The 15,842-nt window shown below is 34.1% G+C and carries 14 protein-coding genes; 6 read left to right on the top strand and 8 right to left on the bottom strand.

All coding sequences use genetic code 11. The features are described from left to right. Positions 1–23 precede the first annotated feature (23 nt). Positions 24–1,181, top strand: a complete 1,158-nt coding sequence (locus AVL50_RS27930) for a MalY/PatB family protein (RefSeq protein ID WP_062620590.1) — start codon at positions 24–26, stop codon at positions 1,179–1,181. A 119-nt stretch (positions 1,182–1,300) separates the two neighbouring features. Here AVL50_RS27930 and AVL50_RS27925 read toward each other — a convergent pair whose 3' ends face one another. Then, on the bottom strand, positions 1,301–2,497 hold the full coding sequence (locus AVL50_RS27925; protein WP_062620589.1) for a S8 family peptidase: 1,197 nt from the start codon (positions 2,495–2,497) through the stop codon (positions 1,301–1,303). A gap of 498 nt (positions 2,498–2,995) precedes the next feature. Here AVL50_RS27925 and AVL50_RS27920 point away from each other — a divergent pair, with 498 nt between their 5' ends. Together AVL50_RS27920 and AVL50_RS27915 are read left to right on the top strand one after the other, a co-directional pair. Then, positions 2,996–3,763, top strand: a complete 768-nt coding sequence (locus AVL50_RS27920; protein WP_062620587.1) for a PCMD domain-containing protein — start codon at positions 2,996–2,998, stop codon at positions 3,761–3,763. A 2-nt stretch (positions 3,764–3,765) separates the two neighbouring features. Next, a complete protein-coding gene (locus AVL50_RS27915) occupies positions 3,766–4,500 on the top strand; it encodes a porin family protein (protein WP_062620585.1) in 735 nt (244 codons plus the stop codon). A gap of 84 nt (positions 4,501–4,584) precedes the next feature. On the opposite strand, the gene AVL50_RS27910 is transcribed toward AVL50_RS27915, so the two are convergent. Further along, complete coding sequence (locus AVL50_RS27910) at positions 4,585–5,994, bottom strand: rhodanese-like domain-containing protein (protein ID WP_062620582.1); 1,410 nt, start codon at positions 5,992–5,994, stop codon at positions 4,585–4,587. 38 nt (positions 5,995–6,032) lie between these two features. Continuing rightward, positions 6,033–7,769: a SulP family inorganic anion transporter gene (locus AVL50_RS27905; protein WP_063850969.1), complete on the bottom strand. Its 1,737-nt coding sequence runs from the start codon at positions 7,767–7,769 to the stop codon at positions 6,033–6,035. 315 nt (positions 7,770–8,084) lie between these two features. Between AVL50_RS27905 and groES the strand changes: the two genes are divergently transcribed. Next, positions 8,085–8,363 carry a co-chaperone GroES gene (groES, locus tag AVL50_RS27900; protein WP_044210941.1) on the top strand — a complete coding sequence of 93 codons (279 nt, stop codon included), beginning with the start codon at positions 8,085–8,087 and terminating at the stop codon, positions 8,361–8,363. A gap of 92 nt (positions 8,364–8,455) precedes the next feature. After that, on the top strand, positions 8,456–10,093 hold the full coding sequence (gene groL, locus AVL50_RS27895) for a chaperonin GroEL (RefSeq protein ID WP_062620579.1): 1,638 nt from the start codon (positions 8,456–8,458) through the stop codon (positions 10,091–10,093). A gap of 64 nt (positions 10,094–10,157) precedes the next feature. Here groL and AVL50_RS27890 read toward each other — a convergent pair whose 3' ends face one another. From AVL50_RS27890 to AVL50_RS27870, 5 genes are all read right to left on the bottom strand, one after another. Then, the gene (locus tag AVL50_RS27890) at positions 10,158–10,745 is read right to left on the bottom strand and encodes a hypothetical protein (protein ID WP_062620576.1); all 588 of its coding nucleotides are present in this window, start codon (positions 10,743–10,745) and stop codon (positions 10,158–10,160) included. A gap of 341 nt (positions 10,746–11,086) precedes the next feature. Further along, the gene (locus tag AVL50_RS27885; RefSeq protein ID WP_062620574.1) at positions 11,087–11,686 is read right to left on the bottom strand and encodes a hypothetical protein; all 600 of its coding nucleotides are present in this window, start codon (positions 11,684–11,686) and stop codon (positions 11,087–11,089) included. Positions 11,687–11,826: 140 nt separating this feature from the next. After that, positions 11,827–12,957: a radical SAM family heme chaperone HemW gene (gene hemW / locus AVL50_RS27880; protein WP_062620571.1), complete on the bottom strand. Its 1,131-nt coding sequence runs from the start codon at positions 12,955–12,957 to the stop codon at positions 11,827–11,829. Between the two features lie 162 nt (positions 12,958–13,119). After that, entirely contained in the window at positions 13,120–13,833 is a 714-nt protein-coding gene (locus AVL50_RS27875; RefSeq protein ID WP_062620565.1) for a lysoplasmalogenase, read from the bottom strand. 206 nt (positions 13,834–14,039) lie between these two features. Beyond that, positions 14,040–15,422 carry an efflux RND transporter periplasmic adaptor subunit gene (locus AVL50_RS27870; RefSeq protein WP_062620563.1) on the bottom strand — a complete coding sequence of 461 codons (1,383 nt, stop codon included), beginning with the start codon at positions 15,420–15,422 and terminating at the stop codon, positions 14,040–14,042. Between the two features lie 111 nt (positions 15,423–15,533). Here AVL50_RS27870 and AVL50_RS27865 point away from each other — a divergent pair, with 111 nt between their 5' ends. Further along, complete coding sequence (locus AVL50_RS27865; RefSeq protein ID WP_157491627.1) at positions 15,534–15,821, top strand: hypothetical protein; 288 nt, start codon at positions 15,534–15,536, stop codon at positions 15,819–15,821. Positions 15,822–15,842 lie beyond the last annotated feature (21 nt).

Here is a 15,842-nt window from a genome sequence, read left to right as displayed (position 1 = left end):
GTAATTCAATTTAAATACGAAACATGAATTACGATTTTAATAAAATTTATGATAGAGAAGGCACATACAGTGTCAAATATGGATTAAGAGAAAAGCTATTTGGTACTGAAGATATTATACCTCTTTGGGTAGCAGATATGGACTTGGCTGTAGCACCTGAAATTGTAGAAGCACTCCAAAAAAGGGTCAGTCACCCTATCTATGGTTACACCATGCAAACCGATGTCTTTTGGCAATCAGCTCAAAACTGGATTAAGAAAAGGCATCAATGGGAAGTAAACAGCAGTGAGTTAGTTTTTGCTCCGGGTATTGTTCCTGCACTTGGTTTTTTGGTACAAGCTTTTTCTGAAGTGAATGATAAGGTGGGTATTTTTACACCTGTTTATCCTCCTTTCTATGAAAATGTCCAAAAAAATAACAGAGAGTTAGTTCAATTTTCATTACAAAATAAAAATGGCCGATACTTTATAGATTTTGATAAAGTTGAGGATGCTATGAAAGACGGACTAAAATTAATTGTATTCTGCAACCCACACAATCCTTCAGGAAGAATGTGGAAAAAGGAAGAGCTCACCCAATTATTAGCATTATGTGAAAAATATGATGTGAACATTATTTCTGATGAAATCCATGCTGATTTAACACTATGGGGAAATAAACACGTTCCTTTTGCTTCGATCTCTGAAATTGCAGCTAAAAGAGTTATCACTTGTATGGCCCCTTCCAAAACCTTCAATTTAGCAGGATTAAACTGTGCTTATTTGATTTTCAAAAATGAAAAGTTGAAATCTAAATACCTCAAATTAGTACAACATCTACACTTTGACTTTGGAGGTACTTTTGCCACAGAATCTATGTTAGCGGCTTATACAAAAGGTGAACAGTGGTACAAAGCTTTGCTTCAACATATTGAAAAAAATATATCTTTTGTAGAAGAAAAGTTGGCGTCTACTCCTATTCACGTCATGCATCCAGATGCAACATATCTACTTTGGCTAGATTGCAAGGCGTTTGAACCTAGTGGAACATTATTAAAAAAATTCTTCTATGAAAAATGTAAAGTAGGTGTACAAGATGGAAGGCAATTTGGAGTAGATGGAGTTGGGTTTATGCGATTGAATACCGCTACTCCATTTCCTATTCTTGAGAAAGCAGTCAATAGAATTTTAGAATCGTTATAGTTCTTACAATCCTTATTAAGGATAATTGTTATACAAAAAATAAGATAGCTAACATTTATGATATAAAATCATAAATGTTAGCATATCTCATTACAAAGTCAGCCAGACACTTTTAAAAATTATCTGCTGATGATTGGATCAGGGTTACCATCAGGATCATTTCTAACTGTTCCTGAAGATTTTGCCGATCCAACTAGATAAACACCAGCAGCATGTGGTGCGGCCATAGAAGTTCCACTGAATGATGAGTATGTACCATTTGGTGTAGTAGATAAGATGTTTACACCAGGTGCACACCAATCAACAGGGCTTCCATAATTTGAAAAATATGCAAAATTGTCATTGATATCAGAAGCTGAAATAGTATACACGTTAGAACCGTTTGCTCTTGCAGGAGATACATTATTAGCATTTTGAGATTCATTACCAGCAGCTAAAATAAATTTCACTCCCGAAAATGCAGCAGCTCTAACAACTGCTTGGTCTAATGTAGAGTTAGCTCCGCCACCTAAACTAAGGTTAGCAACGTCACCAGGCTGTCCATTTGCACCAATAAAGTCAATAGCAGCAATGATACCTGAGTATGAACCAGAACCTCTAGAATTCAATACCTTTACAGGTACTACTTTTGCTCCAGCGGCAACACCGATTACGCCAAACCCATTATCAAGTGCGGCAATTGTACCTGCAACGTGTGTACCATGTCCATTTCCATCATCTAATGATCTTGAATCTCTACCCCATGTAAATGCATTAAATCCTAAAGATTCTTCAACATTCAAATCTGGGTGATCTAAATCAATGCCCGTATCCATTACATACGCCACATTGCTACCAGTATAAGCTACACTACCGCCTATTCTAGTGATTCCCCATGGTGTTGATTGTGTTGAGCTAGTACTTACTCCTCCAACGGTAGGTTTTGCAAGTGTAAAGATTTGATCTTTTTCGATACTAAGTACCCTTGGATCATTCTTCATACTGTTTAAAATAGCCTGACTTGAAATTTTCAAAGAAAAGCCATTAAAAACACCACCATAAACTCTGTTGATAGAGCTTGAAGGAAGGCTGAACTCGGATACGAAAGCTTCTGCTTCACCTTTCATGATTACTTGACGTTGCGAGAATGAAATATTCTTCGTTCTGGCACTTGAAAGGTCTTGCTTAAGCATCACAACGTAATTGTCTTCTACTTGTAATGTTAAGTCTTGGTCTAATTGGTCTTCAATGATTTGTTCGTCTTTCGTTACAGAACATGAGTAAATAGTTAATCCTAAGCATAATAGGATTACAAGTCTAATAATTGAATTTTTCATTCTAATAGTTTAAGTTTTTATTTGGATTGAAAAGTAATGAGATAGTTATTTATCTATTTAAAGTATGCTGGCCATGCAATTATAATAAGAAATAACTGAATATCAATTTTTTTTCGTCGAATTATCTTATTTTTTTTCATTTTGTTTCTTTTTGAGGGTCAGAATGATAGCTCTCAAACTCAAAGATTGTTCATTATGTTAAGATCATAATATTTCTATTTTTATTGTTCAAAAACTCCAATTCCATAACTCAGTGTACATTCAAAATATCACTTAGAAAGGTGTAAAACGCACTTTATAACATGAATATTCACTCATAACATATCTATTTAGTTGTACAAAAATTTATACGATTCTATAAGATTGATATATACTTTGTCAGATTCATGAAAAGTTTTTATAAATTAGTAATGTATTCCTTCAGAAATAACTTCATAAAACTCTGATTTAAGAATAAAACAGTCGCTCTTCTTTTCATTAAAAACAATACTAATAACAATGAGAATCTTTAATTATCCATTTCCACTTTTATTGATTAGTCTTTTTATTTATTCATGCAGTGATGACTCAACGCCAGAAGCTGAGCCTTACTTTGAAGATAATCTATCGCTGGATACATGGATAGATCAAGGAGCATATTTTAACCCCAGTGGTTGGGAAACTTCTAATCCTGGAACTTCCATTGTAAGTGTTATTAATGCTCTTGAGGAAAAAACCGACGTGGTGAATGGAAGTGCAGCAAAACTTGAAACTGCAGGAGTGTTGTTCACAGGAATTGCCGCTTCAACATTTTATACCGGTCAATTTGTTTTCAATTCCGCTGACCCTGCCAAAAGTGCAATATTGGGTGTTCCATATACAAAAAGGCCTAAAAGCATGACTTTTCATTATAAGTACACTCCAGGTGATACCTATGAGGAATATGTTGGCACAACTGGTACTGCTATTGCTGGAATTGATTCTTGTTTGGCTTATATGTATCTTCAAAAAAGAGAAGGGGGTAAAATTGAAAGAGTGGGTACTGCTGCAATGCAAAACAGTGACACAGTCACAGAATGGACTAAAAAAACGCTCAATGTGCAATATGGTGAGATCATCAATCCAGTTCCAGGTTTTAGGTTAAGAGAAGAAGAAACAGGTTGGACGGATGCAGACGCAACTCCTACTCATGTGATCATTGTGTTCACTTCAAGCAGTGCCGGAGACTTCTTCAGAGGTGCTATAGGGAGTACAATGTTTGTAGACGAAATTTCAATTGAATATTAAATATGAAAAATTATCTTATTGCTTTAATCTTTCTATTCGTTATCCCCTCTATTTCTTTTAGTCAAGAAACGGAAAAAAAGTGGAACTTAGGTGCACGAATTGGATTTAATTTAGGAGCCTCTGCCCCATTTTATTTTCAAGACATACCTGACCGCTATGATTGGAACACAAGTTTTAACCCCTCTGTCGGGGTGTATTTTGATTATAAATTACCCAACCCAAGGCAGTCCATCAGAATAGAACTTCTTTATACTAGAAAAGGAAATAACACGACAGCCTTTGTTGAAGATCGTTTTTTCAAAGTATCTGAGACCTATTTAGGAAGGGTAACGGGTGATGTGTATATGGAAATAGATCTCAACTACATAGAACTTCCGATACAATTCAGGCTTCCTCTAAGTAAAAAGGATAATGGTTGGTACGGTGTTGCTGGTTTGTATTTGGCTTATATGGTCAATGGCTCTTTTAATGGTAAAATATTAGAAGGCAGTTTATTGACAGATGATACAGGGACTACAGCACCTGTTGGCAGAGATACCCCTTATGATTATAGCAATGATTTAAAAAGTTTTGATTGGGGTGCACAATTCGGTGCTCAAAAAGAATTGGGTAAGTTTACTATTGACCTTCAAGTTTCTTGGGGCTTTAGTGGTATTTTCCCGTTTGGGTATGAAGTTGTAGATCCCAACTTATTCAACCTTTATGGAAAGTTTGGTGTGACTTATAAAATCATTTAGAACGTTGAAAATAATTCTATAAAAATAAGCCCTCGGTTTCTGCAGTAATGAAATTGAGGGCTTATTTTTTCAACATAAAGACTATTATAATGTTGATGGACAAACAAATTCGGTAGTCCTAATTCCAGCTTCTTTAATTGCTTTAAAACCTCCTTTCACATCAATGATGTTTTCGAAACCTCTTGATTTTAAAATGGAAGAAGCAATCATTGATCTATAACCACCTGCACAATGGATATGATAAGTTTTTGATTTGTCTAGATCTGACCATTCACTATTAATGTAGTCCAATGGTTTATGCATTACTTTATCACTATCAATATGTTCAGATTTATATTCACCATCTTTTCTAGCATCAATCACATTGATTTCTGAAGAAAGACGCTCCTTTAAATCTTCTGCTGTAATTGAAACAATACTATCTATTTCTTTACCTGCCTTTTCCCATGCTTCAATTCCTCCTTCTAAATAACCTAAAGTATTATCATAACCAACTCTTGAAAGTCTAGTAATTACTTCTTCTTCTTTTCCTTCGTCTGTTACAATAACTATGGGTTGTTTCAAATCCAATACCAATGCTCCTACCCAAGGGGCAAAACCACCATTCACACCAATGTTGATTGAATTGGGTACAAATGCATCTTTGAAAACTTGAGGATCTCTTGTGTCCAATACCAGAGCACCTTCAGCATTAACAACTTCTTCAAATAATTGTGGATTTAAAGCTACCGTACCTTTTTCTAGAATGGAATCGATATTTTCATATCCCTCTTTATTCATCTTGACATTTTGAGGGAAATATTGTGGTGGAGTTGTCAAACCTTCTGTCACTTCTTTTATAAACTCCTCTTTTGACATATCGGCTCTTAAAGCATAATTTGTTTTTTTCTGATTTCCTAAAGCATCAAAAGTTTCTTTACTCATGTTTTTTCCACAAGCAGACCCTGCTCCATGAGCTGGATATACAATTACATCATCAGACAAGGGCATAATTTTATTTCTCAAAGAATCAAATAACATTCCTGCCAGATCTTCTCTTGACAAATCTGATTTTACCGCTAAATCAGGTCTTCCCACATCACCAATAAAAAGTGTATCTCCAGAGAAGATTGCATGGTCTTTACCTTTTTCATCTTTTACTAAAAAAGTGGTTGACTCTTGGGTATGCCCTGGAGTATGTAAAACTTTTATAGTAATATCTCCAATCTGGAATTCCTCATTGTCTGCTGCAATATGTGCGTCATAAGTAGTTTGAGCAGTGGGCCCAAAAATAATTTTCGCTCCTGTTTTTTCTGCTAATGAAACGTGACCTGAAACAAAGTCAGCATGAAAATGGGTTTCAAAAATATATTTGATTTTTGTACCATCCTTCTCCGCTTTTTCAATATATGGTCTCGTTTCTCTTAACGGATCAACAATAGCGGCCTCTCCTTTTGACTCAATATAATACGCTCCTTGAGCCAAACAGCCAGTATAGATTTGTTCAATTTTCATTGTATGATAAGTTTATATGTTTAAAATCAGTATGTTATTTATATTTTTCTTTCTTCAAATTCGTTGGACTGAATCGCTCTTTCAAAGTTAAGCTTAATTTCCTGTTGATTGCCTTTCTGATCGAAATAATCAATGGCATTTTGTACATCCAGGAAAAAATGATTCTTCCCCAAGTTTTTGATAAACCCTACCCGATTCAAAAAATCTCGAACAGGGCCAATCACATCAGAAAAATAGGTTTTTATATTCATTTGCTGTAATTCTAAAATCAGATCCTCTAGTACAGATAACGCTGTGGAATCAATATTAGAAACACTTCCAAAGTGAAGTACAACAACTTGTAAATTATTTTTTTTCTTGGCTACTTCCTGCAAAACAAATTCGTAAAAGTGATTGCAATTAGCATAATACATTTGAGCATCTTGGCGGATAATCAAAACATCATCACGTACCTCCACGTCGTTAAAACGATTGGTATTTCTGTATTCATTACAACCTTTCAACTTCCCCAAAACAGCAATATGAGGCATTGCCGTTCGTTTTACTAACAATAATAAAGAAAGGACCATTCCTGAAAGAATACCAATTTGAATCCCTAGCAATAAGGTAACAACAAACGTTATTGACAGCATATAGAAATCCTCCCTTTTTGTTTTCCATAATAACTTAGGGTAATCAGTATCGATTAATCCATAAACTGCAACTAGAATAATTGATCCGATAATGGCTAATGGCAACTGTTCAAAATAAGGCGTCAGAAAAAGTAATGTAAAAAGTAAAACCAGTCCACTTATGATATTTGCTAAATTTGTCACAGCTCCTGACTGCTCATTCACTGCAGACCTACTGAACCCGCCTGTTGTATGAAAAGCCCCGAAAAAAGAGCCTAATATATCACTTAAACCCAAAGCAATAAACTCTCTATTATTCTTAATTTTATATTCTCCTTTGTGTTTTAATTGTAATGCTTTTGACACTGAAATAGATTCCATGTAGGCAATCAATGCAATAACAGCAGCAGAAGGTAATAGTTGAAGCATTAATTCAATCTCAAAATGAGGCAAGTGTAAAGTAGGCAATCCACTAGGAATACTTCCCAAGATCTTTACATTCAAATTAAGAAAATACATTACACCTAACCCAAATAAAACAACGACTAAAGAACCAGGCACTTTTTTCAACCATTTTTTGGTAAGATGTATGATTGACAATCCAATTACACCAATCAAAACAGATTGCAGGTTAATGGACTCAAACTGTTGAACAGTGGCCCATAAAACCTCAAAAGCAGTCCCTCTATTGATCAATTCAACTCCTAAAAGATTTTTCAATTGGTCAATGCCTATGATAAATGCCGCAGCTGATGTAAAACCGCTAATCACTGGCTTACTCATAAAATTCACCAAAAAACCCAACCTTATCATTCCAAAAAACACTTGAAATATCCCAATCATTAACGTCAATAGAAGCACTGCGTTGATGTATTGATCCGAAGAGACCGCTGAAATAGCAGATACTGTTGCCGCAATTAACATCGAATCAATTGCCACTGGCCCTACTGATACATGTCTTGAAGTTCCAAGAAGTGCATAAATAAACTGAGGAATCATAGCGGCATACAATCCATAAACTGCCGGCATCCCTGCCAAACTAGCATAAGCCATCCCTTGTGGAATAAGCATGATTCCCACAGTCAAACCTGCAGAGAGGTCTCCTGATAAATAAGACTTTTTATAATGTCGAAGCCAGGGTGCTATAATATTGTTTCTTTGCATTTAGGTGTAGTTGTCTTAATGCAAAAGTGAAAAAAGAAAATGATAGTTAATGTAACAATGGTCACATAAAACTTTATTCTGACATTTTTACTTTTTATCAATTGATGTAAGACTCTTTTTAATTCACTGACATTCTATTGCTTAATTAAAAATACGCTTATTTCTCTATAAAAACCTCATGACGCTTTGTCAGTAAAACTGACATTTATGTTTGAAATTTTATCTTGGCACACTTCATGCAAAAAAGGCAATGAAGATAATTTTTCATCTTCAAATTTTTTAGAATAATAAAAATTATAAAACAGATAAATAAAAATGTCACAAGTAAACATTAAGCCCCTAGCAGATAGAGTTTTAATCGAGCCTGCAGCTGCAGAAACTCAAACAGCATCAGGACTTTTTATTCCTGACAATGCAAAAGAAAAACCTCAAAGAGGTACTGTTGTAGCGGTTGGTAATGGTACTAAAGATGAGCCTTTAACTGTTAAAGTTGGTGATACTGTCATTTATGGTAAGTATTCAGGAACTGAATTAAATGTAGACGGAAGCGATTATTTAATTATGCGTGAGGCTGACATCTTGGCTATCGTTTAATTGAAATAATCTCATATGGGATTTCCACTACTATTAAAACAAAATTTCAACAGAGGAATTATTAAACTTCTCTATTAAAAATATAAAAAATCATGGCAAAAAATCTTCATTTCGATACAGAAGCAATCGAAGGATTAAAGAAAGGTGTTGACGCATTAGCGAACGCTGTAAAAGTTACTTTAGGACCAAAAGGACGTAACGTAATTTTAGAAAAATCATTTGGATCACCTCACGTAACAAAAGATGGTGTTTCAGTTGCTAAAGAAATCGAATTAGCGGAGCCAATCGAAAATATGGGTGCTCAATTAGTAAAAGAAGTAGCTTCTAAAACTGCTGACGAAGCAGGTGACGGTACTACTACTGCTACTGTATTGACACAAGCAATCTTCACTACAGGTATCAAAAACGTTGTAGCTGGAGCTAACCCAATGGATTTGAAACGTGGTATCGACAAAGCTGTTAAAGCGATCGTTGGTGAATTAAAGAACGTTTCTAAGACTGTTGAGACAAACAAAGAAGTTGAGCAAGTAGCAACTATCTCTGCGAACAACGATGCTGAGATCGGTAAAATGATCGCTGAAGCAATGGAAAAAGTAGGTAAAGATGGTGTGATCACTGTTGAAGAGGCAAAAGGTACTGAAACTGAAGTAAAAACAGTAGAAGGTATGCAATTCGACCGCGGTTACTTATCTCCTTACTTTGTGACTAACACAGAGAAAATGGAAGCGGATATGGAAACTCCATTTATCTTAATCTACGACAAGAAGGTTTCTACAATGAAAGAATTACTTCCTGTTTTAGAAGCTGTAGCTCAAACTGGTAAGCCATTAGTAATCATCGCTGAAGATGTTGATTCTGAAGCTTTAGCTACATTGGTAGTAAACAAAATCCGTGGTGCATTAAAAGTTGCAGCTGTTAAAGCTCCAGGTTTTGGTGACCGTCGTAAAGCAATGTTACAAGACATCGCAATCTTAACTGGTGGTACTGTAATCTCTGATGAGACTGGTATGAAACTAGAAGACGCGACTATCGACATGCTAGGTACTGCTGAGAAAGTGATCATCGACAAAGACAACACTGTTGTTGTAAACGGTGCTGGTTCAGCTGAAGCTGTTCAAGCTCGTGTTGCTGAAATCCGCGTTCAAATCGAGAACACTACCTCAGATTACGATAAAGAGAAGTTACAAGAGCGTTTAGCGAAGTTAGCGGGTGGTGTAGCAATTATCTACATTGGTGCAGCTACTGAAACTGAAATGAAAGAGAAGAAAGACCGTGTGGATGATGCTTTAGCCGCTACACGTGCGGCAGTTGAAGAAGGAATCATCGTTGGTGGTGGTACTGCTTTACTACGTGCTTCTGCTGTTCTTGATGCTGTTGAAACTGCTCATCCTGATGAGGCTATTGGTGTTCAAATCATCAAAACTGCAATCCAAGCTCCATTGAGAACTATCTTGGGTAACGCTGGTTTAGAAGCTTCAGTTATCGTAAACAAAATTTTAGAAGGAGAAGGTAACTTCGGTTTCAACGCTCGCACTGAAGAGTACCAAGACTTAGTTGAGGCTGGTGTAATCGACCCAACTAAAGTAACTCGTTTAGCGTTAGAGCATGCTGCTTCAGTTGCTTCATTATTATTGACTACTGACTGTGTAGTTTCTAATGAGAAGGAAGAAGGTGGTGCTGCTGCTCCTGCTATGCCTCCAATGGGTGGTGGTATGCCAGGTATGATGTAAGAATTCATCAAGTAGTTTATATATAAAAAGAGTTTGCTTAGTTTATTTAGGCAAACTCTTTTTTTTATTCTTTGGATAATAGCCGTACTAACGAATGAATTTTTGTGTCTATATTTTCCAAGTTTTGTTTTACGACTTGCAACAAAGATTCTTTCTCTTGATTAGGAATCTCTACTGTATCAAATAATTCAAAAACGCCTAACGATGTTGACACATCACCTCTCAAATTATGAGAAATATAATCTAAGGCTGTACATAGTAATTTTCTCTCCTCATCTATTTTCATTAAATGGTCAATAATATCTTCTTGGTCAGTGTACAAAGCAACCAACAAATTATTGCTTAGCTTCTGAACCCTATTAGTTCTATGTAGTAAATTATCCTGATCTACTACATAGGTTTTGTTAGGTAAAATAATAGTATTACCAGTTTCATATACTTTTTCAAGTACATCAACGAGACCAAAATCAAAAATATTAGGAAAAACATCATGCAGTTTTCTCCCAATCACTTTTTCATCTTTATTTATCCCATCAATTTTTCTACCCCATGGGTTGTAATACACAAACTCAAAGTTCTTTTTGTTTAATCTTTTATAGACCGCGACTCCGAATTCACAATTATCATAGAAATTAATTAGTTCACTGTTCATAGTTAAGTTATGTACTTTTGGGGAATTAGTTTTTGTTATTTTAAGATCAAGAAATCAACATCAAACATACCAAAAGGCGTTTTTAGTTGATCATAGTAGTAGCATTTCGAAAAAACACATTTTACATTACTATTTAAATGTAAAATTATTTTTGGTATATCTACAAATAAATCAAATTAATTTTACATAAAGTTTAGTGTTATTGAAATAAAAAAGATGCCATAGCATACTCTTAATAAGGATGACAAAATTAAAAGAATTAATGTCTTTATATACAAAAAGAGTTTACCTAATTTATGATTGGGCAAACTCTTTCTATTCTAGATTTTAGACTTAATGTTTTAGTTATTAACTGATATCCCTTTTGAAAGTAACCGGACTAGCCGGTGAATTTTGGTATCGATTTTTTCTAAGTTTTCCTTCACTACCCTCAATAAGGTATATTTCTCTTCGGGAGATACATCAACGGTTTCAAAAAGTTCAAATACTCCTAATGAAGTCGATAGGTCTCCTCTTAAATTGTGAGAAGTGTAATCCAAGGCCCTAGATAGGATTTCGTTTTCATCCTCGATTTTATTGATGTAAGAAAACAATTTTGATTCATCTGAATAGACTGAAACTATTAAACCACAGGACAGTTTTTGAACTCTATTCGTTCTGTACAAGGTAGTCTTATTATCAACAACATAGCCTTTGATGGGCATTTCTAACGGATCTCCAGTATCATGAACTTTTTCAAAAACATCTAACAGTCCAAATTCAAAAACATTCGGGAAGACATCATGTACTTTTTTTCCAACAATATCAATCCCCTCCACTCCATCCATTACTCTTCCTGATGGATTATAATACACAAATTCGTAATTATTTTTACTCAAACGTTTATAAACTGCTACACCGAGTTTACAGTTTTCATAAAAATTAAGTAGCTCTTCATTCATATTATGAGAATTAGTAAACACCTCGTATGGGTTAAGAATGTATTAAAAATAATACTATTCCTCAGAATATAAAAGACTTAGGAGTTAATAGGCAAATAAAATTACGTAATTTATAAGCATTATAACATTATACACATTGCTTATAGAAATAAATCACTGGAAATCTGATCTGCAAACAACTTACCTGATTCTGAAAGGATTAGCTTATTTCCTTTCCAAACCAACCAGCCAGAGGCATCCATTTTTTCTAATTCCTTTTCTTTTTCTTTCATCAAATCGAACTGATATACTTCTTTTAAATGTTCAATATTACATCCCCAACTAGTACGCAATGTAGTAAGAAGATATTCATTTATTCCATCACGCCTTGTCAAGTGCTCCACTTCACAGTCCAGTTGATGATGTTCCAAAATTGACTTATAATACTTTGGGTTATTGGACACGTTATATTGTCTCAACTTTTTCCCATCAAAAGAATGGGCTCCTGGACCTATTCCTAAATAAGGTTTTCCTTGCCAGTAAGCACTATTGTGTTTAGAGTAAAAACCTTCTTTAGCAAAATTAGAAATCTCGTATTGTTCATATCCATTTTGCTTCAGAGTTTCAACTAAATATTCAAACTGTTCGGCGGCAAATTCATCTTCGGCTGGTTTGAATTTTCCTGTTTTAGCCCATTTTCCTAAAGCTGTCTTTTGTTCAACGGTAAGGCAATAGGAAGATATATGAGGCACATCTAATTCTAAAGCTGTCTCTAAATCTTTTTTCCATATGGAATGATTTGGAGCTGGAATTCCATAAATAAGATCAATGGTAAGATTGGAAAAACCGGCATCTTGAGCTAGTTTTACACATTGCTTACTCTCCTCAGCATTGTGTGCTCGATTCATTAGCTTCAGATGAGGTTCATGAAACGACTGCAATCCAATACTTAATCTATTTACCCCCAATGAAGATAATTCTTTTAATTTTGGAGAGGTTAAATCATCCGGATTTGCTTCAAGCGTTAATTCTAAGTTATCATTATCTACGATGAAGTTTTTATGAATACTATCCAATAATTTTCCAAGTTCATATGTAGATAATATAGATGGAGTACCTCCACCAAAATAAATTGTCTGAATTTTTTTTGAAAGAAATTCTTTTTGCATCTCTATTTCAGCTATCATTGACTCTAACACTAAATCTTTGGTTTTCAAAGATGTACTGAAGTGAAAATCACAATAGTGACATGCTTGTTTACAAAAAGGAATATGTAAATAAATACCGCTCACTGATTTTTTTTAAAATTATTTGAGTTTTTTTTGTCTATGGTGCATATTTGATTGTCTATATATAAGAATACAAAAATTATGTAAAGAAATTATATATACACACTCTATTCATTTGACGATAATATTGTTTAGAAACACCTTTTATTAAAGGTGTTTCTTTTTTTATTTATTCTCGCCTTCAAACAACATCCCTCTTGTAATACAAACTTGAGCAAAGATGTAGGTAAGCATTATATATGTTTCAGGAATTGTAACTCCTTGAAAATTCTTAAATCCAATCATCACATCTGAACAAATAAACAATAATCCTCCAAAACAAGTTAATGCTCCCCAAATACTTTTCTTTGTGAACATTCTAATCGCAGTGAAAGAAAACATTACTGAAATCACAATACTATACAACATTACTGGGACTACCATAAATTTGTCACCTCCTCCTATTTGATGGCCGAGCATTGCTCCTCCAATTACCAATGGTAATGTCACAAACAAAAGCCATTTGTAGTTTCCTTTTACACTTGAAAAAAATAACGCTACAATATAAAGAAGATGGCATATAAGGAAACATACCAATGCAATAATCATAATGTTTTCATCTCCACTAAACATCATATACAAATCTCCTAACCATGCAAAGAAAAAACCTATCATCATACTTTTATAAATAATAGAATTTTCAGATTTCTCTTGCCAAGATGTGGAAAAGTAAATGGCAATAAATGGTATTATATATGGTTTTGAATATATAATGAGCGATTTACTCTCTATATAGTTTCCATATAAATTAAGGAGTGATATACTTATAAATAATAACCAAAAAACATTTTTCTGAGACCTGTTTAATGGTTCTTTTACTGCTTTAGATGATTCTGACATTCTATATTATTTCTTTTCCAAACCCTTTTAAGTAATCACACTTTTATGTGTGAAATAATTTTTTGACTCTAGTTTTTATAAAACGAGCCTTGCATCAAAAATATATGTTACTAATTTTCTGTCAATTCTTAAAATAAAAAGACTTTGTATATTATCTTAATTAACAATATACAAAGTCAGTTATTTGAGCAAATTTTTAACGATTGTTATTCCCAAGGCTTCTTGTTAGCCTCTTCATCAGTCATAGATTCTACTTTATCTCCATTAGATAGCGTTTCCGAAACTACTCTGAAAGGTCCTTTTACCACAACATCTCCTTCAAAAATCCCATCAGTAATTTCAATATTTTCAAAATCACTTACTCCCGTTTTTACAATTCTTGCTTCTACTTTCTGAGTTTCTTTATTATAAACAAAAACAACCTCTTCTAATTCATTGTCCTTTCCATCCGATGAAACCTTTACCTCTTTATCATCTCCATCAACACTTGCTTCTTCATTTTTCTTTAATTCAAACCTCTTTCTCGTTGTAACCGATGTTAAAGGTACTATCCAGATGTCTTTTTTCGTTTGTGTAATGATATCTACACTTGCCGTCATACCTGGTCGGAATGGAGACTCTGAACTCTTATTTTCCGCCAATAATTTAGAATACGATGAAGGTAAAATTCTAATTTTCACCTCAAACTCTGTCACTACATCCGTACTTGTTGTTTCATTTGCAGAATTAGCAATAGCTGTTACTACACCTTTAAACTTCAAGTCTTTATAAGAATACGCATCTACATCAATAATGGCAGTATCTCCTACATGAATACGGATAATATCATTCTCATTTACATCAACACGAGTTTCCATTTCTGCTAAATTGGCTATACGCATCAGTTCAGTAGCCGACATTTGTCGAGCACCGACGACCATTTCTCCTTTTTCAACAGACAATTTTGATACAACACCAGACATTGGAGCAAAAATCTTTGTCAGCATCAAACTCTCTTTTGCATCATCCACCTGAGCTACTGCACTTTTCACAGTATATTCAGAAGCTCTAACACTTTCTTTTGCCGCTTTTAAATTAGCTTGAGCAATCTCATATTCTGCTTTACTATTCTCGTAATCTTGATCTGAAATTACTTTATCCTTCCAAAGATTCTCATTTCTTTTATAAGTCAGTTCTGCTTGATGCAACCTTGCTTCATTCTGAGCTTCATCTGCTCTTGATCTTGCTAATTGAGCTTTTTGAGCATTAAGTGATGCTCTTGCCTGATCTAAAGCAGACTGAAAATTGTCAGGTCTAATTTGTGCAAGCAACTGTTTTGTATTTACAGAATCCCCTTCTTTAACATAAAGTTCTCTAATCTCGCCTGATACCTCAGATGATAAATTTACTTCATTAATAGGTTGTACTCTACCCGAAGCTGAAACTTTCTCAGTAATAGTGCCTTTTGTTGCTACTGCAAATTCTACTTTAGTAGCCACTTCTTTATTTTTATTATAAAAATATCCAGCTACCGCTACTGCAATTACTGCTAATCCGAGGCCAATATAAATTTTAGTATTTGATTGTTTGCGTTTCTTTTTCTTAGCCATAATGCTCTAAAAATTTTCGACAGATGTTTATTTCGATCAATTTGAATTAAAAAAGTAAATTAATAGAATAGTTTTAAAAGTACCACGTTATAAGAATATAACTTTATTATTATGTCTATTTATCATAGTTTATTCGATTTAATGTTGGGAAAGTGGATACTTTTTAACAATAAAGATTATCCTTCTGGCAAAATTCTACAAATCAAGGCAGCGTGGATTGATTACTTAAATACTTATCAGCTGTCAGTCACTATTGAACAAATTGAACAAAATACTATCATTGTAAGAATCCCTCTAGAAAATAATGATGAAGACTACTACATCAAACTTCTTAGAGGAAGTTTAGGAGTGCTATTTGATTCAAAAGAAGAATTTGAAGAAAATTTAGTTTGTAACTAAAAAAAATCCGGTACTTGCTTT

Origin of the sequence: Flammeovirga sp. SJP92, assembly GCF_001583495.1 — a bacterium.
Classification (GTDB): Bacteria; Bacteroidota; Bacteroidia; order Cytophagales; family Flammeovirgaceae; genus Flammeovirga.
This window is presented reverse-complemented; position numbering and strand designations above follow the sequence as displayed.

Bases quoted from the DNA above. Each gene is read 5' to 3' on its own strand.
- AVL50_RS27870 (WP_062620563.1), bottom strand. From the start codon at position 15,422: ATGGCTAAGAAAAAGAAACGCAAACAATCAAATACTAAAATTTATATT.
- groL (WP_062620579.1), top strand. From the start codon at position 8,456: ATGGCAAAAAATCTTCATTTCGATACAGAAGCAATCGAAGGATTAAAG.
- AVL50_RS27920 (WP_062620587.1), top strand. From the start codon at position 2,996: ATGAGAATCTTTAATTATCCATTTCCACTTTTATTGATTAGTCTTTTT.
- AVL50_RS27875 (WP_062620565.1), bottom strand. From the start codon at position 13,833: ATGTCAGAATCATCTAAAGCAGTAAAAGAACCATTAAACAGGTCTCAG.
- AVL50_RS27925 (WP_062620589.1), bottom strand. From the start codon at position 2,497: ATGAAAAATTCAATTATTAGACTTGTAATCCTATTATGCTTAGGATTA.
- groES (WP_044210941.1), top strand. From the start codon at position 8,085: ATGTCACAAGTAAACATTAAGCCCCTAGCAGATAGAGTTTTAATCGAG.
- AVL50_RS27865 (WP_157491627.1), top strand. From the start codon at position 15,534: ATGTCTATTTATCATAGTTTATTCGATTTAATGTTGGGAAAGTGGATA.
- AVL50_RS27890 (WP_062620576.1), bottom strand. From the start codon at position 10,745: ATGAACAGTGAACTAATTAATTTCTATGATAATTGTGAATTCGGAGTC.
- AVL50_RS27930 (WP_062620590.1), top strand. From the start codon at position 24: ATGAATTACGATTTTAATAAAATTTATGATAGAGAAGGCACATACAGT.
- AVL50_RS27905 (WP_063850969.1), bottom strand. From the start codon at position 7,769: ATGCAAAGAAACAATATTATAGCACCCTGGCTTCGACATTATAAAAAG.
- AVL50_RS27915 (WP_062620585.1), top strand. From the start codon at position 3,766: ATGAAAAATTATCTTATTGCTTTAATCTTTCTATTCGTTATCCCCTCT.
- AVL50_RS27910 (WP_062620582.1), bottom strand. From the start codon at position 5,994: ATGAAAATTGAACAAATCTATACTGGCTGTTTGGCTCAAGGAGCGTAT.
- AVL50_RS27885 (WP_062620574.1), bottom strand. From the start codon at position 11,686: ATGAATGAAGAGCTACTTAATTTTTATGAAAACTGTAAACTCGGTGTA.